Here is a 24,665-nt window from a genome sequence, read left to right on the forward strand (position 1 = left end):
TTGCCCAGCGCGGCTTCGAGTCGATAACGCCCCGGTCACGCCCTTACTTCGTCTGGAAGCGGGCGACCGAAAGGAATTTTACGGCATTGCCGGTGAAGCGGTTGGCATCGGCCATCTGGTTGTCCGCCTGGAAGCCTGCGGTGTAGACCTCGCTCGGCGGCGTATGCACGATGTTGTAGGCATAGCGCGGCGCAGTCGTCGGGCTGGAAACGGTGGCGATGTTGTCGCCGCTGCTCAGCGCCCAGCGCGTCGCCTGCGGTTCGGCCGCCACCACCACTGCCTTCGGTCCTGGCTTCAGGTCGCGAGCCGAAGCCCTGGCTTCCTTGCGTGTCGTCTTGACGCCGGCGCCGATCACCGAGGCTGGATCGGTACCGGCGGGACGGGCAGCAATAGCACCGCGCGGCGATGCGGCATCGACACCTGACGGATCGTTGAACGCCGAGCGAGGCTCGAGCGACGCAACCTGATAGTCGTCGGTAGCACCGGCTGTATCGGCGGCGCTGGCCTGTTCGAGAACCGCCTTGACCTCGTCCGGACGCTGCGACGGCAGCACCGAGAACGCGTCGGTTGCGGTCTGCTTGTGGGCAGCCGTATCGGCCAGCGCCAGCAGAACGCCCTTGTCCTGCGGCGCAAGCTCAGCCGGCGGCGAAGAGCGGTCGGGACGCCAGGTCGGCAACGGGACGTTGACCGCGACCTGCGCCGGAGCGGCAGCTTGATCGGCCCCCTGGTCGGCATTGCTCGCATCGGCCGTGCCGAACGGCACATTGGCCGGCGCCTGCGCCGTCGCCACCGTCTGTTCGGTGGTGGCATCGGCCACGCCGAACGGCACGGTCTCAGGTTGTTGCGCGCCGACATCGGCCTTCGGCCGCGGTGCGAAAGCGGGCAGCGGCACTTCCTTGGCGGGCAGCGCGGCGATGATCGTCTCCGGCGTGTCCTGCGGCTCCGAATCGTCAGCGCTGTCGTCGGCAAGCTGCGGAATGTTGGCGCGCTTGGCGTTCTGCGGCGACACGATCGCGATGCCAGGCAGATTGCTGTTGTTGTTGCTCGTGGCAGCCAGCACCGGCTTCACGCTTCTCGGCGGCGGCGCGGCGGTAGCGACATCGGCGCTGTCGTCGGCTTCGTCTTCACCGCCACCGCCAAAGAACGCGGACAGGAAGCCACCGGATTTCTTGGTGCTGCCGCCTGCGCTGGCCATCATGATGGCAGGAGAACCGGCGCCCTTGCGCGCCTTGTAGGAGGCGAGCGCTTGGTCATAACCCGGCAACGGCCTGCCGTCGCTCGGCACATGCAGCGTCTTGCCATTGGGGAACAGGCTGACCAGTTCCTGGCGGCTGATGCCTGGCCAATGCCGCACATTGCCGACGTCCATGTGGACGAAGGGCGAACCCGACGACGGATAGTAGCCGACGCCGCCGCCCTGCATCTTCAGGCCGATGTTGCGCAGCTTTTTCAGCGGCACACCCGGAATGTAGAAGTCCATCGCCTTGCCCAGCATATGCTGGCTTTCCTTGGCGACACCGCGGCTGCGGCTGCGCAGCATCGAATTGGTCGACGGCGAGCGATAGCCGCAAACGACCTGGATGTAGTCGGTGGCGCCGGCCTGCCGGTAAGCTTCCCAGACCAGATCGAGCAGGCGCGGATCCATCTTGGTCGGTTCGTTGCGACGCCAGTCGCGCAGGATGATGTTGATCTTCCTGAGGCCTGCCGGATCGTAGCGGCCATTGCGCTTGTAGACGATCTCGGCCTTTTCGTGCGTGTGGAGGTGATAGAGCTTGAGCGAGCGCGTTTCAGCGCTGGCGCCGGCAGCAGTTGCGGCGAGGAAAGCGAACGCAACGATCAACGCTGCCAGCCATCTCGGCCAGACGCCCATGTGATCGCGCCGCCCGTTTCTGTGTCGTTCGACTTTGTTCAAATCAAAAGGCCTTGCAGGCTGCCGTTTGTCCCCGGATTTGTCCAAACGGATGCGTGGTTCTCACATCCGAATATCGATCCTAATGGTTAATCATCGCTTATTGAAGCCGAAATGCGGTAACACCGTGGCGATATCCCGTCAAAAATAATACACAGGATTTCTTGGTAAACTGCTGGTTTAGATCAAGATTCAGCCTTTTCCCGCTACACGATCTGTTACCGCTGGCCTTAATGCGTGAACAACGCTGTCCGCATCAGCCATATTCCCGCCCCAACCCTTGTGCAGCGCCGGATGTGGCATGGCAAGCTGGTCCCGGCCTTGCGTTGGCAAGCTGTGGAATTCGGCGTTCAGGAGGCAAGGCGGTCGAGGCGGCCGGTTTCCGGGTCGATGCCGTATTCCTTGAGCTTGCGGTAGAGCGTCGAGCGGCCGATGCCGAGACGCCGTGCGACCTCGCTCATCTGGCCGTTGTAATGGTCGATGGCGAGCTTGATCATTTCGAGTTCGACATCGGCCAGCGCACGCACATTGCCACGCTCGTCCAGCGCCCTCAATGTGCCGAAACGCTGAAGCAACCTGGCCGGAGGGGCGAGCTCGGCAGCTGCAGTACCGGCATCATCAGTCTGCGCGCCATCGCCTTGCGATCCGGTGCTCAAGGCCATGCCGGGGTCCGACAAGGACGCATCGGCGTCGAGATTGACGGTGCCGTCGACCTGCGCCCGGATCTGCGGAAATTCGTCAGTCGTGAGCACATCGCCTTCGGCAAGCACCGAGGCCCTGAACACGGCGTTTTCCAGCTGCCTGATGTTTCCCGGCCAATCATAGGCCTGCAGCATGGCCAGTGCGGCATCCGAGATGCCGTGCAGGCGATTGCCCGCCGGCGCCACCTTGTCCATGAAATGCTTGACCAGATAGGGGATGTCGTCGCGGCGGTCGCGCAGCGGCGGCACGACGATCGGGTAAACGTTGAGCCGGTAGAACAGGTCCTCGCGAAACTTGCCGTCCTTGACCTGCTGCAGAAGGTTGCGGTGCGTGGCCGAGATCAGCCTGATGTCGACCCTGACGGTGGAACGGCCGCCGACCGGATCGACCTCGCCATCCTGCACGGCGCGCAACAGCTTGACCTGCACGTCGAGCGGCAGGTCGCCGATCTCATCCAGGAACAGGGTGCCCGAATGCGCCTCGACGAACTTGCCGGTGTGCTTTTCGGTGGCGCCGGTGAACGAACCTTTTTCGTGACCGAACAGGATCGATTCGACCAGATTGTCGGGGATGGCGCCGCAATTGACGGTGACGAACGGCTTTGTGCGGCGTTCGCCGCTGCCCTGGATGGCGCGCGCCACCAATTCCTTGCCGACGCCCGATTCGCCCTCGATCAGGATCGGGATGTTGGAGGCCGCAGCCTTCTGGCCGAGGCGGATCACCCGGTCCATCGCCGGGCTGTGCGTGATCATGTCCTTGAAGGTCAGGTGGCCGCCGCGACGCCGCGACGTGCGCTTGACCTCGTCCTCGACCGCCTCGACCTTGAGCGCGTTGCCGACCGCGGTCTGCAGCCGGTCGGGAGACGCCGGCTTGACGACAAAATCGAAGGCGCCGTGGCGCATCGCCGAGACCACCGTTTCTATGCCGCCCTGCGCAGTCTGCACAATGACGGGAACAGTGATGCCGCGCTCGCGCATCGCCTTCAGCACGCCGATGCCGTCGAGGCCCGGCATGACAAGGTCGAGGATGACTGCCGAAATATCCCTCGCATTGGGTCCGTCAAGCGCGCTCAGACCGGCCTCGCCGCCATCGGCAACGATGGCGCTGTGGCCGAATTTCGTCACCGCCGCTTCGAGCAGCCGGCGCTGCACGGGATCGTCATCGACTATAAGAATGGAACCTGTCATGACTGATTTGAGTTGCCCGCCTGGGAAATTCCCATGGATCATCTTGGCACAGGGTTCTAAACAAGGTTTCAAAAAACCCGGTGAACGAATTCCTTAGGATTTGACCGGCTTGTCCTTTCCCCTTGATTCCAGAAGGTAATTGTTGATGAGCAGGATTCTCGGTCGGCAGCTTGCGGCGGTAGCGTCCGGTCAGGGCGCGGCGGAACTTGGCGACCTGCCGGAATGGAATCTCGCCGATCTTTATTCCGGCATGGAGGCGCCCGAACTGAAGCGTGACCTTGCCAAGGCGGCGGCCGACGCCGTCGCCTTCGAGAACCGCTGGAAGGGCACACTGGCTGCGGAGGCCGGGCGCGGAAGCGCCGGCAGGCTTGGCGAGGCGCTGACAGCCTATGAGGCGCTGGAGGAACTGATCGGCCGCATCGTCTCCTATGCCGGCCTGATCTATGCCGGCAACACCGCCGATCCGCAGCGCGCAAAGCTCTATGGCGACATCCAGGAAAAGATGACCGACGCCAGCGCGCATCTTCTGTTCTTCGCGCTGGAACTGAACCTGATCGATGACAAGGCGCTCGAATCCGCCCTCGCCGCCGACGCCGGCTTTGCCCATTACCGGCCCTGGGTGCTCGACCTCAGAATGGACAAGCCCTACCAGCTCGAGGATCGGGTCGAGCAGCTGTTCCATGAGAAGTCGATCACCGGGCGCGGTGCCTGGAACCGGCTGTTCGACGAGACGATGACCGATCTGCGTTTCGACATAGACGGCGAGGAACTGACGCTTGAGCCGGCGCTGAACCGCCTGCAGGACGCCGATGGGGAGGTCCGCCGCCGCGCTTCCGAAGCGCTGGCCACAACCTTCCGCAAGAGCCTGCGCACCTTCACGCTGATCACCAACACGCTGGCCAAGGACAAGGAGATTTCCGACCGCTGGCGCGGCTTCGAGGACATCGCCGACTCACGCCATCTCGCCAACCGTGTCGAGCGCAGCGTGGTCGACGCGCTGGCATCGGCCGTGCGCGAGGCCTATCCGCGCCTGTCTCATCGCTACTACGCGATGAAGGCGCGCTGGCTGGGCATGGAGGTGATGAACCACTGGGACCGCAACGCGCCCTTGCCCGAAACGCCGCAAGCGGTGATTCCTTGGGATGATGCCAGGAACACTGTGCTATCGGCCTATCAGCGCTTTTCCCCCGACATGGCGGAGATCGCCCGCACCTTCTTCGACCGCAACTGGATCGACGCGCCGGTCAGGCCCGGCAAGTCGCCCGGCGCCTTCGCCCATCCGACCGTGCCTTCGGCGCACCCTTACGTGCTGCTCAACTACATGGGCAAGCCGCGCGATGTGATGACGCTGGCGCATGAACTCGGCCACGGCGTGCATCAGGTGCTGGCCGGCGGCCAGGGCGCGCTGATGGCTTCGACGCCGCTGACTTTGGCCGAGACGGCCTCGGTGTTCGGCGAGATGCTGACCTTCCGTTCGCTGCTCGACCAGACCACCGACAAGCGCCAGCGCAAGGCGATGCTCGCCCAGAAGGTCGAGGACATGATCAACACGGTCGTGCGCCAGATCGCCTTCTACGAGTTCGAACGCAAGGTGCATGCAGAGCGCAAGAACGGCGAACTGACCTCCGACAAGCTCGGCCAGTTCTGGCTCGAGGTGCAGGCCGAAAGCCTGGGGCCGGCGATCAAGCTGCGCGAGGGCTATGAGGTCTTCTGGACCTACATCCCGCACTTCGTCCACTCCCCCTTCTACGTCTACGCCTATGCCTTTGGCGACTGCCTGGTGAACTCGCTCTACGCGGTCTACCAGAACGCTGAGCATGGCTTCCAGGATAAGTATTTCGAGATGTTGCGCGCCGGCGGCACCAAGCATCACTCGGAGCTTCTCGCGCCCTTCGGCCTCGACGCCACCGACCCCGCCTTCTGGCAGATCGGGCTTGGCGTGATCGGCGGCCTGATCGACGAGTTGGAAGCGCTCGACAGTTAATGCGCGCACCCATTGGACCGATGGCGCAGAGTGGCAGGTTCAGCAGCGGCCTCGACTTTGCAGAATCGCAGAACAGTTTAGCCGGAATGCATGTGACGGCAGCTCTGTTCTTGTTCTAAATATCTGTTCTTGAATAACTCTCCGGCGAAAATTCCGTTAGCTTTCCCGAAACCGTATGATAGCTTTCCGACTGAAGCTCAGCCGGGCGCGCGGCTTAAGGCCGGACAGTATCCCGGCCCATGGCAGCGGTCTGACGAATGCGACAGCGACGGTTGGCAATGGGCGGAAAGCCGAACGCCGACACTCGACGACAGACCGGCTGTTCCCTGAGCCGCCGAACCACATTGGATGATCCGATCTGCCAAGGTCATGACTTGGGACGGCGGCGGACGGATCCGACTGGAGAGAGACGATGACCTTCTTTTACATTGTCCTGGCGTTCCTTGTAGGTGTGTTGGTTGGCTGGTTTATCTGGGGCCGGCTGCGCGGCGAACTCGACAGCCTGCGCGGCGATCTCGACCGCACCCGCAGCGAGCGTGACAGACTGCGCGCCGACGCCGATCGCCTGACTGGCGAACTCGACGCCTGCGGCAAGACCCGCGCCGATCTCGAACGGCGGCTGCGTGAAACATCAGCTCCATCCGCCAAGCCTTCAAGTTCGGCGCCGGCCGCCCTGGTATCGACAGCGGCAACGGCCAAGTCCGCCCCGGCCGCGAAACCGACCCCCGCCAAACCCGCCGCGGCCAAACCAGCTGCGGCCAAATCCGCGGCCGCAAAACCAGCGGCCAGCAAACCTGCCGCCGCCAAGGCCGCGCCCAAAGCCGCGGCTTCAAAGCCCGCCGCCGTCCCGAAGAAGGCCGCCCCGGCAGCTGGAAAGGCCGACAATCTGCGTCGCCTGATCGGTATCGGCCCGGTCAACGACAAACTGCTCAAGGGCCTTGGCGTCACGACCTACGCGCAGATCGCCGGCTGGACCGCGGCCGACGTCAAGCGCATCGAGGACACGCTGAATTTCGACGGCCGCATCGCTCGCGAAAAGTGGGTCGAGCAGGCCAAGCTGCTTGCCGCCGGCGACGAAAAGGAGTTCGCACGCCAATTCCCGAGCGCCGGGACCGCCAACAACAGCTGATCTGTCATCGGCAACATAAGCAGAAGGCGGCGCTCTCGGGCGCCGTCTTTGTTTTTGCATTCGCCACTGTCTTTGCGCCCTGCGACGCCGCTCCCTCGATTGCACGCCGCCCGGCCCCCATATAGAGCGGTTCTGGCGTCATCGACCGCAGTACCCGAGCCCCATGCCCCTGCCCTCTGCCATTTTCCGCAACGATGAAAGCGGCCGTCAGTTGGTCTTCGACCACCCGGCCGACATCATCATTGCCTATGATGCCAAGGATTTTCTGCCGGCGCTGGCGGCTGCGCAGGCGGCGAGCGATGCCGGCAAATGGCTGGCCGGCTATTTCTCCTACGAAGCGGGCTATCTGCTCGAACCGAAACTCGTGCCGCTGCTGCCTGAAGGCCGGCGCGCGCCATTGGTTTGTCTGGGTGTCTTCAATGCTCCGGCCGAAGAGGCCGTGCCGCGCAACGATGCGCCGGCCACCAATGGCCCCATCTTCGACGCCAGGGCCAGTTGGTCCGCTCAGGACTACGCCAAACGCTTCGCGCGCCTTCACGACCACATCCGCAAGGGCGACTGCTACCAAGGCAACCTGACCTTTCCGGTCCGTGCCCAATGGTCGGGCGATCCGGTTGCTGCCTTCGACGCACTGACAGGACGCCAGCCGGTCAAGTATGGCGCACTGATTTCGCTCGGCGATCCCATCATCTTATCGCGTTCGCCCGAGCTGTTCTTCGAGATCAATGCCTTAGGCATGATCGAAACCCATCCGATGAAGGGCACCGCACCGCGCGGCGCGACCAAGGCCGAGGACGCGCGGTTGAAGTCCTTCTTGCGCAGCGACGAAAAGAACCAGGCCGAGAACCGGATGATCGTCGATCTCCTGCGCAACGACATCTCCCTGATCAGCGAGATCGGCACGCTGGAAGTGCCGGAACTGTTCCGCATCGAGAGCTACCCGACCGTCCATCAGATGGTGAGCCGTGTGCGGGCGAAGCTTCTGCCTGATCTCGGCATCCGCCAAATCTTTGGCGCGCTGTTTCCCTGTGGCTCGATTACCGGCGCACCGAAAATCCGCGCCATGGAAATCCTGCACGAGCTGGAAGAGACACCGCGCGACGTCTATTGCGGCGCCATCGGCTGGATCGCGCCTGGCGGCATGATGCGCTTTTCGGTGGCGATCCGCACCATATCGCTCTTTTCCAGTGGCGAGGCCGTTTACAATGTCGGCGGCGGCGTCGTCTTCGATTCGACGGCGCAAGAGGAGTATCAGGAGTGTCTGCTGAAGGCGCGCTTCGCGACGGGGACACCGCCGATTTCGAGCTGATCGAGACGATGCGCTGGGAGCCCGGCCAGGGCTTTCTGCGCTTCGAACGCCATCTCGCGCGCCTTTACGGCTCGGCGGAAGAACTCGGCTTTGCCTGCGATCCGCAGCCGATCGGCGAGGTGCTGGCGAATACTATCGGGGCGCAGCAGACGGCGCTGCGCACCCGGCTCGCCCTGCAGCGCAATGGCGAAGTGACCGCCTCGGTCCAGCCCTATGAGCCGTTCGCCGCCGACAAGGTCTGGCGGCTGCGACTGGCGCGGGTGCGGCTCTCTTCCTCGGACGCGCTGCTGCGCCACAAGACCAGCCGGCGACAGATCTACACCCACGCCCGCTCCGAATATCTGATCACCCAGGCCGACGAAGTGTTGCTCGCAAATGAGCGCAGCGAAATCTGCGAAGGCACCATCACCAACGTCTTCGCCGATTTCGGTGATGGCATGCTGATGACACCCAGGCTCGACTGCGGCCTGCTGCCTGGCGTATTGCGCGCCGAGCTGCTGGACGAAGGCCGCGCCCAAGAGGCGATCTACAGCTATGACGAGTTGAAATCCGCCAAAACACTGTTCGTCGGCAATTCTCTGCGCGGCTTGATCCCGGCAACATTGGCCTGATACGAAGCGGCTGCGAGAATAACCGCCGGCATTGGACACTTTCTAGCGAAGCATGAATTCTCGTCAGCCCACGCACACGCCCTATGATGGCTCCTCAAAGCTCTTCACCATCGGGCTGAAGCCGCTCGAACTCGACAAGTGGATCGAGGTCGACCGGTATCTCTTCGACCATCTCGCCGAAAAGCGCCGGCTGTATGCCGAAATTCCCGACAAGGTGTTTGTCGAGGAAGACGGCACGCGCGACGCCCAGCGCGAAGTGCGCGGCCTCCTCGAAGCACATCTGCTGTCGAGATTTCCCGGGATGTACCGGCGCACCAATGCCGGGGTTGAGGTCATTGGCGCCAAAGCCGACTCTGACGCCACCTTCCCCGATGCCCCGCTGGTCGCAGCGTCGCTGCTCGTCCAGGAAGACCTGATCCTGATGCGCCGTGACGACACCGGCTGGCGGCTCGCCGCCGGCTCGCTGTGTTTCCCGTCATCCTGGTCGCTGGTCGAGAAATTCGGCCGGCCGCTGCAGCAGATCCACGCACCGGTGCCGGGCTTCGGTCCGGGCACCAGGCCGGCCGAGCTCATCAACCGCATGTTCGACGGCCTGCAGGGTCAGGCTGTCGAACGCTTCAACTGGTCGATCCAGGCCGACGACGCGCTCTATCATCCGCTCTCCAATGTCGAGCGCATCGACCGTGCCACCAGGCGCCCCTCGCGATTTCCCGACGGCGACGTAAACGCCCACGCCTTCATCCGCGTCGAGCGCCAGACGCTGCGCAAACTGTCCGTCTCGCGCGACATCCTGTTCACCATCCGCATCCATCTCGACCCGTTGAAAGTGCTGGCGCGGCATCCCGACCGGGCAACGCTTGCCGCCTCTTTCGCGGCGCAATTGCAGGCGCTGGATGAGGCTCAACTCGACTACAAGGGGATGACATCAGACCGTGACCGGCTGGTGCAACGCCTGCAAACCATGGCTCAGGAGTGACGATGGTCCGACATGTTCTGAAGCTAGCCGTCCTGCTCGGTGCATTCCTGGCGTTGCCGGCAACAGCGCATGCGGAACCGGTGACCTATGCGGGGAAGCTCGGCAACATCGACATCGTCGTCGAGTTTACCGGTGATCCGGCGACGGCTGGAGAGGCACTGGCGGCGCGCTATTTCTACCGTTCCAAGGGCGTCGATATTCCTCTGCAGGCGAAGTCGAGCAAGGGCGCCACCTTTCAATTGGCCGAGGAAGAAGCCTGCGATGCCAAGAAGTGCGGCGACGGCCAGGCTCCACCCATCGGCGCCGTCTGGCGGTTGAGTTCCGCCGACAAGGGCAAGACGCTGGAAGGCACCTGGACGGCCAAAAAGACCCTGCCGCTGAAGCTGACAAGGATCGCCAGCCGTGCCCAGACGGAGACGCCGGCGACGACGCCACGCGATCTCTATGATTTCACCGACATGACATTCTCGGGCGACGATGCGCCGATCACCATGGCGGCATCGCCCTACGACTATCTCAAGCTGGATTTCGCGCCCAAGGCAGACGCCAAGGAAGGTTGGCCGGATGCAGCCTACAACTATGTCACCGATCCGCGCACCAAATTCGCCAGGCCGCGCATCGTCGATCTCGCCGGCAGTGCGCCGATCGAAGCCGCCAATGCCTTGCTGCAGAACCGCCATTGGCATGACAGCCTCAGCGCCTTGACGTGCGCGGCGCTGCAATATGCCGGTTTCCACGACGGGCCGCCGATGGAGGGCATGGACGACGATTCGCTTGGCGGCTATGAAGACACGACGTCCAAAGTTACGTCATTGACGCCGAAGCTGATGAGCTGGTCGGAATCCGGCAGCCTCTATTGCGGCGGTGCGCATCCGAACAACTATTCCGACGCCTATGTCATGGACGTGCGCCGTGGCGCCTTGCTTACCCTTCAGGACATGTTTTCCGATACGGGCGACGGCAAGCCAGGCCCCTCGCTGGCCGCCTTCGTCAGGGAAAACCGCAAGAAGCCAAGCGACCAGACCGAGGTGGATTACGAGGCCGAATGCGGCATCGACGATTTGATCAGCGACTATCTCGGCGCCAGCCTGAAGCGCGATGGCGACAGGCAGGTTCTGGTCTTCGGGCTGCAAGGTTTGCCCAACGTCATCCAGGCTTGCGGCGACGATCTCGTTGAAATGCCGGTCTCCGAAGCACAAGCGCTGTTCACACCGGAATTCGCGAAACTGCTCGAACCGTAGGCGCATCTGCGCCGTCGGGAACTAACCTTATCCCTGCTTTTCGCTTTATTGTGACAATGATCTATGGTTTGTCGCGCGGCGGTCGAACGGCCGTTTTGGCGCGTTGCTTGAAGGAGTGCTCGATAAAATGGCGAATGAAAACTGGCCCGTTTACGGTGAAATCACCGGCCCTGTCGTGATGATCGGCTTTGGTTCGATCGGACGGGGAACGCTGCCTCTGATCGAGCGCCATTTCAAATTCGACAAGTCTCGCATGACGGTCATCGACCCGCTCGACACCGACCGCAAGCTGCTCGACGAGCGCGGCATCGCCTTCGTGCAGGAGCACGTGACCGAGAAGAACTACAAGAAACTGCTGACGCCGCTTTTGACCAATGGTGGCGGCCAGGGCTTTTGCATCAATCTGTCGGTCGATACCGGCTCGGTCGACCTGATGCGGCTCTGCCGCAAGCTCGGCGTGCTCTACATCGACACCGTCGTCGAGCCGTGGCTCGGCTTCTATTTCGACGCCAAGGCCGGCAATGCCAGCCGCACCAACTACGCGCTGCGCGAAGCCTTGATCAAGGAGAAGCACGACAAGCCCGGCGGCGCTACCGCGGTTTCGACCTGTGGCGCCAATCCGGGCATGGTCTCGTGGTTCGTCAAGCAGGCGCTGCTGAACCTTGCCGGCGACCTCGGCCTCGAGTTTTCCGAACCCGCGCAGGACGACCGTGACGGCTGGGCGAAGCTGATGAAGAAGGCCGGCGTCAAGGGCATCCACATCGCCGAGCGCGACACCCAGCGCACCAAGAAGCCGAAGCCGATGAACGTGTTCTGGAACACCTGGTCGGTCGAAGGTTTCATCTCGGAAGGGCTGCAGCCGGCCGAGCTCGGCTGGGGCACGCATGAGAGATGGATGCCGAAGAACGGCAAGGAGCACAAGCATGGCTCCAAGGCTGCGATCTATCTCGAACAGCCCGGCGCCAACACCCGCGTGCGCTCCTGGTGCCCGACGCCGGGCGCGCAATACGGTTTCCTGGTGACGCACAATGAGGCGATCTCGATCGCCGACTTCTTCACCGTGCGCGGTAAGAAGGGCAAGGTCCAATACCGCCCGACCTGCCACTATGCCTATCACCCCTGCAACGACGCCGTGTTGTCACTCCACGAAATGTTCGGCGCTGCCGGCAAGCCGCAGCCGGTCCACCATGTGCTCGACGAAAACGAGCTGGTCGACGGCGTCGACGAGCTTGGCGTGCTGCTCTACGGCCATGCCAAGAACGCCTACTGGTACGGTTCGCAGCTGTCGCTGGCCGAAGCCCGCAAGCTGGCGCCCTACCAGAACGCTACCGGCATGCAGGTCACCTCGGCCGTGCTCGCCGGCATGGTCTGGGCGCTGGAAAACCCGGAAGCCGGCATCGTCGAGGCCGACGAGATGGACTACAAGCGCTGCCTAGAAGTGCAGTCCCAGTATCTCGGACCGGTCAAGGGCTACTACACCGACTGGACGCCGCTCGATAACCGTCCGGGCCTGTTTCCCGAAGACCTCGACAAAAGCGACCCGTGGCAATTCCGCAACATCCTCGTTCGATAGCGGTTCCATACCCCTGCATCACTGCCTTGCAATCGCCCGGAAATCGGGCGATTGAAGGGATGCGGACGAGCGCAGTGTGCATCCATTTGGACGCACGAGGGACGGCTCTGGAAACTTGAGGCCACGCACATCGTGTTCCCCAAAACGTCGTTTGACGATTGGGCCGATGCGTCAGGAGAGGATTTGATATGACGATTGCGCGCAAAATTCTTTCTGCGGGCGCGGCGGGCGTTCTTGCGACGATGCTTGCCGCCTGCACCACCGGCGGCTCCGACGGGCCACCGATCTCATCGCAGGCGCGAGGCGTCGAAGGCTCATGGCTGAACGCCGAAGGCAAGGCGGTCTCGACATTGAACGGCGGCGTCTTCACCACCGTTTCGGCGGAGACCGGTGAGAAATTCGCTGACGGCAGCTACACCAAGACCGGCGCCACCTCGGTCGAGATCAACGGAACCTCGCTGATCCGACAGCAGCCAATCGCTTTCAACTGCCTGCTGGTGTCCATAAACCAGCTGAATTGCACCAGCTCCGCCGGGCAGAACTTCGTGCTGACCAGGCGCGGCTGAACCTTTCCCATGCGGCTTTGCGGATGGTGGCGGCGCGATGCCGCCGCCTTTTTTATGCCGGCAAACCGATGCCGGTTATCCGCCCTGATTCTTCTTGCATCGCCACAACCGCGATGTGAACATACCCGAAATGCTGGCTGTTATCCTGCAGTCGGGCAAGAGCGTTAAACGCCTTTGATCATATCCGGGAGACGAAGATGAAGAAGCTCGCCGCCATTGCCGCCCTCTCTGCCTCGACACTCGGCCTGTCGGCCGCACCATCCTTTGCCGATTACACGTTGAACATCCTGCATTTCAACGATTGGCACAGCCGCATCGAAGGCAACAACAAATACGAGTCGACCTGCTCGGCCGAGGAAGAGACCAAGGGTGAGTGCATCGGCGGCGCCGGCCGGCTGGTCACCGCGATCGCACAGGAGCGCAAGAAGCTCGAAGGCCAGAACGTGCTGCTGCTCAATGCCGGCGACAGCTTTCAGGGATCGCTGTTCTACATCACCTACAAGGGCACGGCGGAGGAGGAATTCCTCAATCAGATCAAGCCCGACGCGGTGACGCTCGGCAACCACGAATTCGACGATGGCGAGAGCGCGCTGGTGCCTTATCTCGACAAGGCGAAGTTCCCGATCGTCAGCGCCAATGTCGTGCCCAACGACAAGTCCGGCGCCGCAGGCAAGATCAAGCCGTCGATTGTGCTTGAGGTCGGCGGCCAGAAGATCGGCATTGTCGGCGCCGTGACCAACGACACGCCGGAACTCGCCTCTCCCGGCCCCAACATTACCATCGAGGACGACGTCAAGTCGATCACCGCCGAGGTCGAGAAGCTGAAGGCGCAAGGCGTCAACAAGATCATTGCCGTCACCCATATCGGCTACAGGCGCGAGCGCGATGTCATCGCCAAGATCCCGGGCATCGATGTGGTGGTCGGCGGCCACAGCCATTCGCTTCTGTCCAACACCGACCCGAAGGCTGAAGGCCCCTACCCGACGATGGTCGACAACCCCGACGGCTCCAAGGTGCCTGTCGTGCAGGCCGCGTCCTATTCGAAATATCTCGGCGAATTCAAGGTCGTGTTCGACGACAATGGCAACGTCAAGGAAGCCAGCGGCGACCCGATCTTCCTCGACAAGTCGATCACTCCCGATCCGGCCGTTCTTGCCCGCATCAAGGAGCTTGGCGCGCCGATCGAGGCGCTGAAGAACAAGGAAGTGGCCGAGACCACCGAGGCCATCGACGGCAGCCGCGAAAGCTGCCGCACCAAGGAATGCGCGATGGGCAACCTCGTCTCCGACGCCATCCTCGACCGCGTCAAGGGACAGGGCGTCGAGATCGTCGTCTCGAATGGCGGCGGCCTGCGTGCTTCGATCGACAAGGGCACCGTCACCATGGGCGAGGTGCTGACCGTGCTGCCGTTCCAGAACACGCTGGCGACCTTCCAGATTTCCGGCAAGGATCTGGTCGCCGGGCTGGAAAACGGCGTCAGCCAAGTCGAGGACGGCGGCGGCCGCTTCCCGCAGGTGGCAGGTCTGAAATACTCCTTCGACAAGTCGGTCGCGCCCAATGCCGGCCGCGTCAAGTCGGTCGAGGTGATGGAAGGCGGCGCCTGGGCGCCGATCAACCCGGACAAGGACTATCTGGTCGCCACCAACAATTATGTCCGCCAGGGCGGCGACGGCTACAAGGTCTTCGCCGAGAAGGCCAAGAACGCCTATGATTACGGCCCGGGCCTCGAACAGGTGGTCGCCGACTATCTCGCCGCGCACCGGCCCTACACGCCCAAGCTCGACGGCCGCATCACCGAGGTTGCCGCAACCGTAGCGGCTGCCCCGGCCGCCGAGCCGGCAAAACCAGCCGAACCGGCACCTGCTCCAGCGGAACCGGCAAAACCGGCCGAGGCTGCACCGGCGGAGCCGGCGATGCCCGCATTGCCGGCAGGCTCCGGCGACATCACCACCACGCCGCCGACTGTCCCGGCGGAAACCGCCCCGGCAACGCCGGCTCCGGCCGAACCGGCAAAACCGGCCGAAGCCGCACCTGCTCCGGCAAAGCCGGCTGACGCCGCCCCGGCCGAAGCCAGCCATGTCATCGTCGCCGGCGATACCTATTGGGATCTCGCCAAGAAGGCCTACGGCGACGGCGCCAAGTGGAAGGTGATCTCCGAGGCCAACAAAGGCTACGAACCACGCCGGCTTCCTGTCGGCGCGACCTTGACCATTCCGGCGAAGTAACCTCGCTTCGCACTCACGACCAGCAAAACCCGTCCGGGTAACCGGACGGGTTTTTGGCTTTCAAGGTAAGGTGCGGCCAGACGCAGCATTGAAAACTTGCTCCGCATCGCTAGGTTCGCCCGACATCGTCGGTTTTCGCGGTGTCGGGAGACCTTCATGACGCTTTCCACGCCTGTCGACCCCAAAGCCGCGAAAGCGCTCGACCCGCTACCGGCCGGACATCCGCCGGTAAAGGCAGGCAAGATCGGCCTCATGTTGGTCAATCTCGGCACGCCGGACGGCACCGATTTCAAGCCGATGTGGCGCTATCTCCGCGAATTCCTGTCCGATCCGCGGGTCATCGAGCTCAACAAGGCGATCTGGTATCCGATCCTCTACGGCTTGGTGCTGACCACGAGACCGAACAAGTCCGGCGCCAATTACGCCAGGATATGGAACCGCGAGAGGAACGAGTCGCCGCTGCGCACCTACACCCGGGCGCAGGGCGAAAAGCTGGCCGCAGCGCTCATCGACCTACCCGATGTCGTGGTCGACTGGGCGATGCGCTACGGCAACCCCTCGACCGCGAGCGTCGCTCAAAGGCTGGTCGAGCAAGGCTGCGACCGCATCCTGTCGTTCCCACTCTACCCGCAATACTCCGCGACCACCACCGCGACCGCCAACGACCAGCTGTTTCGCGCCTTGATGAAGATGCGCCGCGCGCCTGCCGTGCGCAGTGTTCCGCCCTACTATGACGAGCCGGTCTACATCGAGGCGCTCGCCCATTCGATCGAACGGCATCTGGCAACGCTAGACTTCGAGCCCGAGGTGGTCATCACCTCCTATCACGGCATCCCGAAGCCCTATTTCGAGAAGGGCGATCCCTATCACTGCCATTGCCAGAAGACGACACGGCTGTTGCGTGAACGACTGGGGTGGGATGAAAAGAAGCTGATCATCACCTTCCAGTCGCGCTTCGGCGCCCAGGAATGGCTGCAGCCCTACACCGACAAGACGGTCGAGAAACTGGCGAAGGACGGCGTGAAATCGATCGCCATCGTCAACCCAGGCTTTTCCGTCGACTGCATCGAGACGCTGGACGAAATCGGCCGCGAGGCGGCCGAGACCTTCCATCACGCCGGCGGCGAGAAATTCGCCCACATCCCGTGCCTCAACGACAGTGCAGAAGGCATGGCGGTGATCGAGGCGATGGTGCGGCGCGAGCTGTCGGGCTGGGTCTGAGGCCGCCACGTTGCGCGATCGATCGCCGCAGTTGCGCTATTCCATGCACTAATAATCAACGATCACCTGATTGTAACATTATTGAAACACACCTAAGTGTTTGGTGAAGTCGGTTGCATGGAATCAACGCCATGGCCGGCATCTGAGGGAGATTCAAATGGACTTCAGTGGTTTCGGTATTGCGATTGGTGCGCTTGCCTTTCTGGTATTGGTGCTTCTTATCAAAGGCATCCGGACAATCCCGCAAGGCTATAATTATACGGTGGAGCGCTTTGGTCGTTACACCAAAACACTAAGCCCCGGCCTCAACCTGATCGTGCCGTTCGTCGACCGAATCGGCGCCAAGATGAACATGATGGAGCAGGTGCTCGACGTTCCGAGCCAGGAAATCATCACGCGCGACAACGCCATTGTGGGCGTCGACGGCATCGCCTTCTACCAGATCCTCAATGCGGCCCAGGCCGCCTACCAGGTCGCCGGCCTGGAGAACGCCATCCTCAATTTGACGATGACCAACATCCGTACCGTCATGGGTTCGATGGACCTCGACGAACTGCTGTCGAACCGCGACGCCATCAACGAACGGCTGCTGCGCGTCGTCGACGAAGCGGCGCATCCGTGGGGCATCAAGATCACCCGCGTCGAGATCAAGGACATCAATCCGCCGGCCAACCTCATCGAATCGATGGGCCGTCAGATGACCGCCGAACGCAACAAGCGTGCGCAGATCCTCGCCGCCGAAGGCCTCAAGCAGTCGCAGATCCTCGAGGCCGAGGGCCGCAAGGAAGCCGCCTTCCGCGACGCCGAGGCGCGCGAACGCTCGGCCGAAGCCGAAGCGCGAGCCACCCAGGTTGTATCGGAAGCCATCTCCAAGGGCGACGTGCAGGCACTCAACTACTTCGTGGCGCTGAAATACACTGAAGCGATGGGCAAGATCGGCACCGCCAACAACAGCAAGGTCGTGCTGATGCCGATGGAAGCCTCGGCGCTGATCGGCACGCTCGGTGGCATAAGCGAGATCGCCAGGGAGGTGTTCCGCAGCGAAGGCACCGCCGGCGCCGCCAGGCAGGCCGCCCGCCCTCCGGTGGTTCGCCCAAGCGAGAATTGAGGCTAGCTGAGAACTGAGATCATAGGAGCGCACTCCCATGTTCGACCGCATCATTTCCGAACTTGGTCCGTGGAACTGGATGGTTCTGGGCTTCGTCCTCCTGGTGATGGAGGTCATCGCGCCAGGAATATTCATGCTGTGGATCGGCATCGCCGCATTGGTGATCGGTGTGATTTCCCTGCTCGTCTGGGACGCAAGCTTCTGGGCCTGGGAAGTCCAGGTCCTCGCCTTCCTGGCCCTGTCGCTGGTCTCGGCCTTTGCCGGAAAGAAGCTGGTTGGTGGGCGTAATACCCCTAGCGACCAGCCGCTGCTCAACCGGCGCGGCGCGCAGTTGGTCGGCAGGATGGCAACGCTGGCCGAGCCGATCAAGGACGGTCGCGGCCGCATCAAACTCGGCGACACACTGTGGCGCGTCTCCGGTCCCGACCTGCCGGCCGGCACGCAGGTGCGCGTCGTCAGTTCGGCCGACACCGATCTGGAACTGACCGTCGAGGCAGTTTGACATTTCGAAAGCGCATGGCGCTTTCGATCCGGAAAATCAGGCCGCGTCGCCTAGGGCTTCCCGAACGCGACGCGTCCTTTGATTTTTTCAGGCGGCGCCGATGCGCAGCAGGTCGTGCAGATGAACCAGTCCCACGAGCCGCCTGCCTTCGACCACCATCAGGCTCGTAATGGCCGAATTGTTGATAATCTGCAGCGCCGTCGCCACCAGCGTGTCCGGTGTGGCCGTCTTCGGCTTTTTCGTCATCACCTGATCGACGCTCATTTCCATGAGATTGCTGCCGATGTGACGCCTGATGTCGCCATCGGTGATGATGCCCACCAACGCGCCATCCGCCGTCGCGATCGCCACGCAGCCGAAGCCCTTGTTCGACAATTCGAGGATCGCCTCGCGCATGCCCGTGCCGGAAGCCACCAGCGGCAGCCTTTCGCCGACATGCATGATCTCGTGGATCTGCGTGAGATTGGCGCCGAGCTGGCCGCCGGGGTGGAATGTGCGGAAATGGTCGGGCGTGAAGCCGCGCGCTTCGAGCAGCGCGATAGCCAGCGCATCGCCGACCACCAGTTGCAGCAGGGTCGATGTCGTCGGCGCCAGGCCGTGCGGGCAGGCTTCCGGCACGGACGGCAGGAGCAGCACCACGTCGGCCGCGCGCGCCAGCGCCGAGGCCGCGCCCGCGGTAATCGCAATCAGCGGGATCGAGAAGCGCCTGGAATAGGCGACGATGCCCATCAATTCTCTGCTCTCGCCGGACCATGACATGGCGATGATGGCATCGTCTCTGGCGATCATGCCAAGGTCGCCATGATTGGCCTCCGCCGGATGGACGAAGAAGGCAGGCGTGCCGGTCGAAGCCAGACTGGCCGCGATCTTAGTGCCGATATGGCCGCTTTTGCCGACGCCGGTGACTATGACGCGGCCATTGATGCGCGACACCATGTCGACGGCGCGGGCGAAAGGTTCGGCCAGTTCGTTCTCCAGCGCGGCGGCCAATGCCGCCACGCCGGCCTGTTCCGTGGCTACCGTTCTCAGCGCCGAGGCGATCGAAGCCTCCAAAGGCTTCTTTTCTTGGGATCCCGCATGCATGGCTGATGCGATTAGCGCTTTGCCGTTCGCCTGTCCAACAGAATTGCCGTCCAGCCATGTCCGACAGGCACCCCTTCAACCCTCCGTTAACCATCCCCGTTTACGGTTCGGTAAGTATGGCGCGCTTGAGCCGCGCAAGCAGTGGTGACGATGTCGCGGGCCCAACCTCAAGAGAAAAAAGGTCGAACGGGCAGAGCGTTTTGCGCTCTGCTTCTGGCGACGAGCGTGCTCGCTTTGCTGCGGCCAACTGCGCTTCATGCCCAGGAGACCGAGCTGCGCGGCGAAGTTTCGGAATCGGCGATCCTGTCCGACCAGCAGCGCCGGGCCAGGCAATTGAGCAAGGCCAACACGCAGGTCAAGCCCGCCCCTGCCGACACCGCCCCCACGGGAAACACGCCAACCGCTTATGTGCCGGCCAGCGATGGCGCCTTGCCTGATGACACCGACCCGTCACAGGCCGGCGCAAACAGCATTTTCGACCCGCCGGCGACCATCGACGATTCGTTCGCCGACAAGCCGCCAACCGTCCTGCCACGCCGCCCGTCGACGGCAAAGCAACGCGCCGACGCGGATGCAGACAAGGCCAAGGACAAAACCAAGGCTGCCGACAAGAAGAAGCCTGGCAAAGCCACGGACCAGACCACCACCGGAACGACTCCGGACGGCACTGCGGCAGGCGACGCCGATCAGGACATAGCCAACCGCCGTGTCCTCACCGTCGACGGCGTCGACCGACGAAAGCTCGACCCCGGCGCCGAGCGCACCGACGCCATCGAGGGCCTGAAGAAGAAGCTCGAGGACGACCCGTACGCGGCAACCGGCATCAAGGTCGGCTCGTTCCTGCTGCGGCCGGCGCTCGAGCAGGGCGTTGCCGTCACGTCGAACGCCGATTCCAGCGCTGGCGGCAAGTCGGCGGTGCTGTCCGAAACGGCGCTGCGTTTCTCCGCCGCCTCCGATTGGCGCGAGAATTCGGCGGTCATCGACGGCTACGGTAATTTCCGCAACACCATTTCGGGCCAGAAGATCAATGAGGCACGCGGCCGTATCCAAGGCACGTACAATGTCGACCTCGACAATGAACTGCGCGCCATCGCCAAGCTCGGCTACGAGATTGCACCGGAATCGGCCTCCGCGCCCGACGCCATTGCCGGCGTCAAATCGCAGCCGATCCGCCAGACGGTCGACGGCAGCCTCGGCGTCGAGAAGGACGTCGGCAAGATGCGCTTTGCGCTGACCGGCGCCGTCTCCCACGACATCTATGGCGATGCCGAACTTACCGATGGCACCTCGCTGTCGCAGAAGGACCAGGACAACACGCTCTACACCGCAACGTTGCGGACTGGCTATGAAATTTCCCCGGCTCTGACGCCCTTTGCTGAGATTGAGCTCGGCCGCCGGGTATATGACCAACGGGTCGACAACAAGGGCTTCGAGCGCTCCTCGACCCGGCTTGGCGCACGCGCCGGTATCGAAGTCGACATGGGCGAGAAGCTCAAGGGTGAGTTCTCGGCCGGCTGGCTGAGGGAGGCGATCGACGACAAGAACCTGGAGGCGATTTCGGGAGCCACCATCAATGCCGACCTCAAATGGTCGCCCGAGCGCGGTACCATCATCGGCCTCACCGGGCGAACCACGGTCGAAGGCACAACGAATGCCGGTGAGAGCGGCGACATCCTCTATTCCGGCCGCCTCACCGGCGAGCGGCAGATCCGCGCCGACCTGACCGGCAACGCAGCCCTTGGGCTCGACTGGCGCAATTACACCGGCTCCGACGGCCATGACATGACGCTGAGTGCAGAGGCCGGGCTGACCTGGTGGCTGAACCGCTATGTCGGCCTCACCAGCCGCGCCCGCACCGAAAAGCTGACCAGCAATCTGCCCGGGCGCAACTACACCGCCAACAGCATCTATTTGGGGCTGAAGCTGCAGCGGTAGCTAAAAAGCAGCGCCGCGACGCTCGGACGGCTTCATCTCATCGAGCAGCGTGCGGATGACGCCGGCCATGTTCTCGTTCATGTCGCTGCGCCACAGCGCGAAGGCGACATTGGCCTCGACGAAGCCTTCCGGCGAGCCGCAATCGAAGGTGCGGCCCTGAAAGTGGTAGCCAAAGAAGGGCTGCTGCTTTTCCAGCTTCAGCATCGCGTCGGTGAGCTGGATCTCGTTGCCGGCGCCCTTTTCCTGGCTTTCGAGGATCTTGAAAATCTCGGGCTGCAGGATGTAGCGGCCGTTGATGTAGAGATTGGACGGTGCGGTGCCGGTCTTCGGCTTTTCGACCATCTCGGTGATGCGGAAGCCGTGATGCGTGTCCTCGCCGCGGCCGACAATGCCATATTTGTGGGTCTCGGCCGGATCGCATTCCTGCACGGCGATGATGTTGTTGCCCGTCTCCTCGTAGAGCTCGACCATGGCCTTCGTGCAGCTCTTCTCCGACTGCATGATCATGTCGGGCAGCAACAGCGCGAAGGGTTCGTCGCCGACCAGTTCGCGGGCGCACCAGACGGCGTGGCCGAGCCCCATCGGCACCTGCTGGCGGGTGAACGAGGTCTGCCCCGGCGCCGGCTGCAGCCGCTGCAAGCGGGCCAGCTGATCGTCCTTGCCGCGCTGTGCCAGCGTATCATAGAGCTCGAACTGGATATCGAAATGGTCTTCTATGACCGCCTTGTTGCGGCCGGTGACGAAGATGAAATGTTCGATGCCGGCCTCGCGCGCCTCATCGACGACATACTGGATGACCGGCCGGTCGACGACGGTCAGCATCTCCTTGGGAATGGCCTTGGTGGCCGGGAGAAACCGTGTGCCGAGACCGGCGACCGGGAAAACTGCCTTGCGAACTCGCTTCATGCGTCAATTATCCGTTTGAGGGCGTGCCCGGCAATCCCGCCTCGCGACATTTTCGCGCCGGAATTGTGGATTATCGGGCCATTGAGGGAAACATCAACCGGTAAAGCATCCAGGTGTCTTTTCGTTCCAGGCGCCGCCTATGGTAAACCAATTGCTAACCCGGTTCGGCGATGAATGGTCTTTCCTGAGATAGAGAAAGGGGAAAATATGTCCGTTCGCAGTGCCGCAAAACTCTTTACCAGCGTGCTGACGGCGGCCAGCCTCTCGCTCACCTTGCTGATGCCGGCCGGACCGGCCTTCGCCGATGCCGGGTTTCGGCAATGGGTCGCCGGCTTCCGCGCCACGGCCGTGGCGGGCGGCGTTTCCGGCGCGGTCTACGACCGGGCGTTCCGGGGCATCAATGAACCCGACCCGGTGGTGCTGGAAAAGGCACGCACCCAGCCCGAATTCACCGCACCTGCCTGGGACTATTTCGACAACCGCGTCCACGACCAGTCCGTTGCCGTCGGCCAGCAGATGGCCAAAAAATGGAAGGCGTGGCTGGAACGGATCGAGGCGAGGTTCGGCGTCGACCGCTACATCCTGCTCGCCATCTGGTCGATGGAATCGAATTACGGCGAGATCCTCAAGCGCGACGACATCATGCGCAATGTCATCCGCTCGCTGGCAACCCTCGCCTATGGCGACCCGAAGCGTTCGAAATTCGCCCGCACCCAATTGGTCGCCGCGCTGAAAATCCTGCAGACCGGCGACATCGACGAAAGCCACCTGATGGGCTCCTGGGCCGGCGCCATGGGCCAGACCCAGTTCATCCCGACCAGCTACCAGCATTATGCCGTCGACATGGACGGCAACGGCAAGCGCGACATCTGGAATTCGATCCCCGATGCGTTGGCGACATCAGCCAATCTGCTGAAGAAGAATGGCTGGCAGGGCGGCAAGACCTGGGGCTACGAGGTCACCATTCCGGCGGGCAAACTGCCGGCCGGCTCGAAGACATTGGCGCAGTGGCAGGCGCTCGGCGTCGCCAGGGCCAATGGCAAGCCGTTCAAGAACGCAACCGACAAGGCGACGCTGAAAGTGCCGGACGGCCGCGGCGGACCGGCATTCCTGATGATCAAGAACTTCTCCGTCATCAAGGCCTACAACAACGCCGACAAATATGCCCTGGCCGTCGGCCTTCTTGCCGACGAAATCGCCGGCTCTAATGGTCTGGTGCAGGACTGGAAGCGGCCCTTCACCAAACTGTCCTTCGAGGAAAGGCAGGAGTTGCAGAAGCGGCTTTCGCAGCACGGACTTTACGACGGCAAGTTCGACGGCAAGATCGGTGACGGCACGAAAACCGCCATCATGACCTATCAGGCAACGGTCGGCTTGACCCAGGACGGGTATCCGAGCATGGAAGTGCTCAAATGGCTCAGAAAGAAATAGAGCCGGCGACGGCAGCTTGCATTTGCGACGCAAGGGATGCCGTAGCATCGGTCTGTGCATGATCCCCTGCAAGGGCCATGCACCAAGGGATGGAGAGGGTGCTTGGTTTCGGCAGCGCGTATCCGTGTGATCGTTTTCCGCTTGCCGATCCTCATTCTGGCCATCGTTGTCCTGGCGACGGGACTCGCCGGCAGTTTCCACACACCGGCTTTGGCGCAGGAACAACCGCAGAACCGCGGCTGGTCGCTGCGCGACCTTCTGTTCCCGCGCCGCAGCGAACGCATCGAGCCGCCGCTCGACGTCCGCAAGGCAAAGCCGAAGGTCAAGAAGAAGCCCCGTGCACCCATTGAACCTTCCGCTCCGATTGTCGAGAAGACACCGGATGCCCGCGTCGTTCTGGTGATCGGCGATTTCATGGCCAACGGCCTGGCCGAGGGCCTCGAAACAGCCTTTGCCGACAATGCCAACGTCAGGATCGTCGAGCGCGCCAACGGTTCTTCGGGTTTCGTGCGCGATGATGTCTACAATTGGCCCGAACAGGTCAAATCGCTGGTCGAGACCGAAAAACCCTCCGTGGTCGTCGTCATGCTCGGCTCCAACGACCGCCAGCAGATGCGCGTCAACGATGTGCGCGAGCAGCCGCGCTCCGAGAACTGGACCAAGGAATACGAACGCCGGACCGAAGCCTTGGGAAAGGCACTGGCGGCGACCAAGGTGCCTTATCTGTGGGTCGGCATGCCAGCCTTCAAGACGCCGAAGATGACCTCCGACATGCTGGCATTCAACGACATCTACCACTCGGCAGCCGAGAAGAACGGCGGCGAATTCGTCGATGTCTGGGATGGGTTCGTCGACGAGAACGGCGCCTTTGTCTCGACCGGCCCCGACATTAACGGCCAGGCCGTGCGGCTGCGCTCCGACGACGGCATCAACGTCTCGAAAGCCGGCAAGCGAAAGCTCGCCTTCTACACCGAAAAGCCGCTGGCCAAGATCCTCGGCCTGGCAGCGCCGGGAAGCGTGGTGACGGCTGCCGCGCCGGCCGGCGCCCCGGTCGAGGCGCCGTCGCT

The 24,665-nt window shown here is 62.9% G+C and carries 19 protein-coding genes; 15 read left to right on the plus strand and 4 right to left on the minus strand.

The window, feature by feature from the left end; genetic code table 11:
- Window positions 1-43 precede the first annotated feature (43 nt).
- Both X726_RS145860 and X726_RS145855 read right to left on the minus strand, forming a co-directional pair.
- Window positions 44-1,870, minus strand: coding sequence for a DUF882 domain-containing protein (locus tag X726_RS145860; protein ID WP_023671939.1), 1,827 nt, complete (start codon window positions 1,868-1,870; stop codon window positions 44-46).
- A 389-nt stretch (window positions 1,871-2,259) separates the two neighbouring features.
- On the minus strand, window positions 2,260-3,798 hold the full coding sequence (locus X726_RS145855) for a sigma-54 dependent transcriptional regulator (protein WP_023671940.1): 1,539 nt from the start codon (window positions 3,796-3,798) through the stop codon (window positions 2,260-2,262).
- A gap of 145 nt (window positions 3,799-3,943) precedes the next feature.
- On the opposite strand from X726_RS145855, the gene X726_RS145850 reads away from it, so the two are divergent.
- The 12 genes from X726_RS145850 (at window position 3,944) to X726_RS145795 (ending at window position 18,243) form a co-directional block, all read left to right on the plus strand.
- Window positions 3,944-5,782, plus strand: coding sequence for a M3 family oligoendopeptidase (locus X726_RS145850; RefSeq protein WP_023671941.1), 1,839 nt, complete (start codon window positions 3,944-3,946; stop codon window positions 5,780-5,782).
- Between the two features lie 412 nt (window positions 5,783-6,194).
- Complete coding sequence (locus tag X726_RS145845) at window positions 6,195-6,911, plus strand: protein in NADH-ubiquinone oxidoreductase complex (RefSeq protein ID WP_023671943.1); 717 nt, start codon at window positions 6,195-6,197, stop codon at window positions 6,909-6,911.
- Window positions 6,912-7,074: 163 nt separating this feature from the next.
- The gene (locus X726_RS145840; RefSeq protein WP_023671944.1) at window positions 7,075-8,220 is read left to right on the plus strand and encodes an aminodeoxychorismate synthase component I; all 1,146 of its coding nucleotides are present in this window, start codon (window positions 7,075-7,077) and stop codon (window positions 8,218-8,220) included.
- Complete coding sequence (locus X726_RS145835; RefSeq protein WP_031201292.1) at window positions 8,169-8,831, plus strand: aminotransferase class IV family protein; 663 nt, start codon at window positions 8,169-8,171, stop codon at window positions 8,829-8,831. Before X726_RS145840 ends, X726_RS145835 begins: the two co-directional genes overlap by 52 nt.
- A gap of 52 nt (window positions 8,832-8,883) precedes the next feature.
- Window positions 8,884-9,807, plus strand: a complete 924-nt coding sequence (locus X726_RS145830) for a DUF3445 domain-containing protein (protein WP_023671946.1) — start codon at window positions 8,884-8,886, stop codon at window positions 9,805-9,807.
- 2 nt (window positions 9,808-9,809) lie between these two features.
- Window positions 9,810-11,048 (plus strand): hypothetical protein, encoded by a 1,239-nt coding sequence (locus X726_RS145825; protein ID WP_023671947.1) that lies wholly within the window; start codon window positions 9,810-9,812, stop codon window positions 11,046-11,048.
- Between the two features lie 127 nt (window positions 11,049-11,175).
- Window positions 11,176-12,621 carry a homospermidine synthase gene (locus tag X726_RS145820; RefSeq protein ID WP_023671948.1) on the plus strand — a complete coding sequence of 482 codons (1,446 nt, stop codon included), beginning with the start codon at window positions 11,176-11,178 and terminating at the stop codon, window positions 12,619-12,621.
- Between the two features lie 188 nt (window positions 12,622-12,809).
- Window positions 12,810-13,187 (plus strand): hypothetical protein, encoded by a 378-nt coding sequence (locus tag X726_RS145815; protein WP_023671949.1) that lies wholly within the window; start codon window positions 12,810-12,812, stop codon window positions 13,185-13,187.
- A gap of 197 nt (window positions 13,188-13,384) precedes the next feature.
- Window positions 13,385-15,412: a bifunctional UDP-sugar hydrolase/5'-nucleotidase gene (locus X726_RS145810; protein WP_023671950.1), complete on the plus strand. Its 2,028-nt coding sequence runs from the start codon at window positions 13,385-13,387 to the stop codon at window positions 15,410-15,412.
- Window positions 15,413-15,568: 156 nt separating this feature from the next.
- Window positions 15,569-16,633, plus strand: a complete 1,065-nt coding sequence (hemH, locus tag X726_RS145805) for a ferrochelatase (protein ID WP_023671951.1) — start codon at window positions 15,569-15,571, stop codon at window positions 16,631-16,633.
- Window positions 16,634-16,790: 157 nt separating this feature from the next.
- On the plus strand, window positions 16,791-17,741 hold the full coding sequence (locus tag X726_RS145800; protein WP_023671952.1) for an SPFH domain-containing protein: 951 nt from the start codon (window positions 16,791-16,793) through the stop codon (window positions 17,739-17,741).
- Between the two features lie 37 nt (window positions 17,742-17,778).
- Window positions 17,779-18,243: an NfeD family protein gene (locus tag X726_RS145795; RefSeq protein WP_023671953.1), complete on the plus strand. Its 465-nt coding sequence runs from the start codon at window positions 17,779-17,781 to the stop codon at window positions 18,241-18,243.
- A gap of 87 nt (window positions 18,244-18,330) precedes the next feature.
- Here X726_RS145795 and X726_RS145790 read toward each other — a convergent pair whose 3' ends face one another.
- Window positions 18,331-19,326: a KpsF/GutQ family sugar-phosphate isomerase gene (locus X726_RS145790; protein ID WP_023671954.1), complete on the minus strand. Its 996-nt coding sequence runs from the start codon at window positions 19,324-19,326 to the stop codon at window positions 18,331-18,333.
- A gap of 150 nt (window positions 19,327-19,476) precedes the next feature.
- Between X726_RS145790 and X726_RS145785 the strand changes: the two genes are divergently transcribed.
- Entirely contained in the window at window positions 19,477-21,261 is a 1,785-nt protein-coding gene (locus X726_RS145785) for an outer membrane beta-barrel protein (protein WP_031215276.1), read from the plus strand.
- Here the strand turns inward: X726_RS145785 and galU are convergent, their stop codons facing one another.
- On the minus strand, window positions 21,262-22,167 hold the full coding sequence (gene galU / locus X726_RS145780) for a UTP--glucose-1-phosphate uridylyltransferase GalU (RefSeq protein WP_023671956.1): 906 nt from the start codon (window positions 22,165-22,167) through the stop codon (window positions 21,262-21,264).
- Window positions 22,168-22,374: 207 nt separating this feature from the next.
- On the opposite strand from galU, the gene X726_RS145775 reads away from it, so the two are divergent.
- Both X726_RS145775 and X726_RS145770 read left to right on the plus strand, forming a co-directional pair.
- Window positions 22,375-23,598, plus strand: coding sequence for a lytic murein transglycosylase (locus X726_RS145775; RefSeq protein ID WP_023671957.1), 1,224 nt, complete (start codon window positions 22,375-22,377; stop codon window positions 23,596-23,598).
- Between the two features lie 102 nt (window positions 23,599-23,700).
- Window positions 23,701-24,665: DUF459 domain-containing protein (locus tag X726_RS145770; RefSeq protein WP_023671958.1), on the plus strand; the 965-nt coding region annotated here is incomplete at its 3' end.

It is taken from the genome of Mesorhizobium sp. LSJC285A00, assembly GCF_000503155.1.
Taxonomy (GTDB): domain Bacteria; phylum Pseudomonadota; class Alphaproteobacteria; order Rhizobiales; family Rhizobiaceae; genus Mesorhizobium.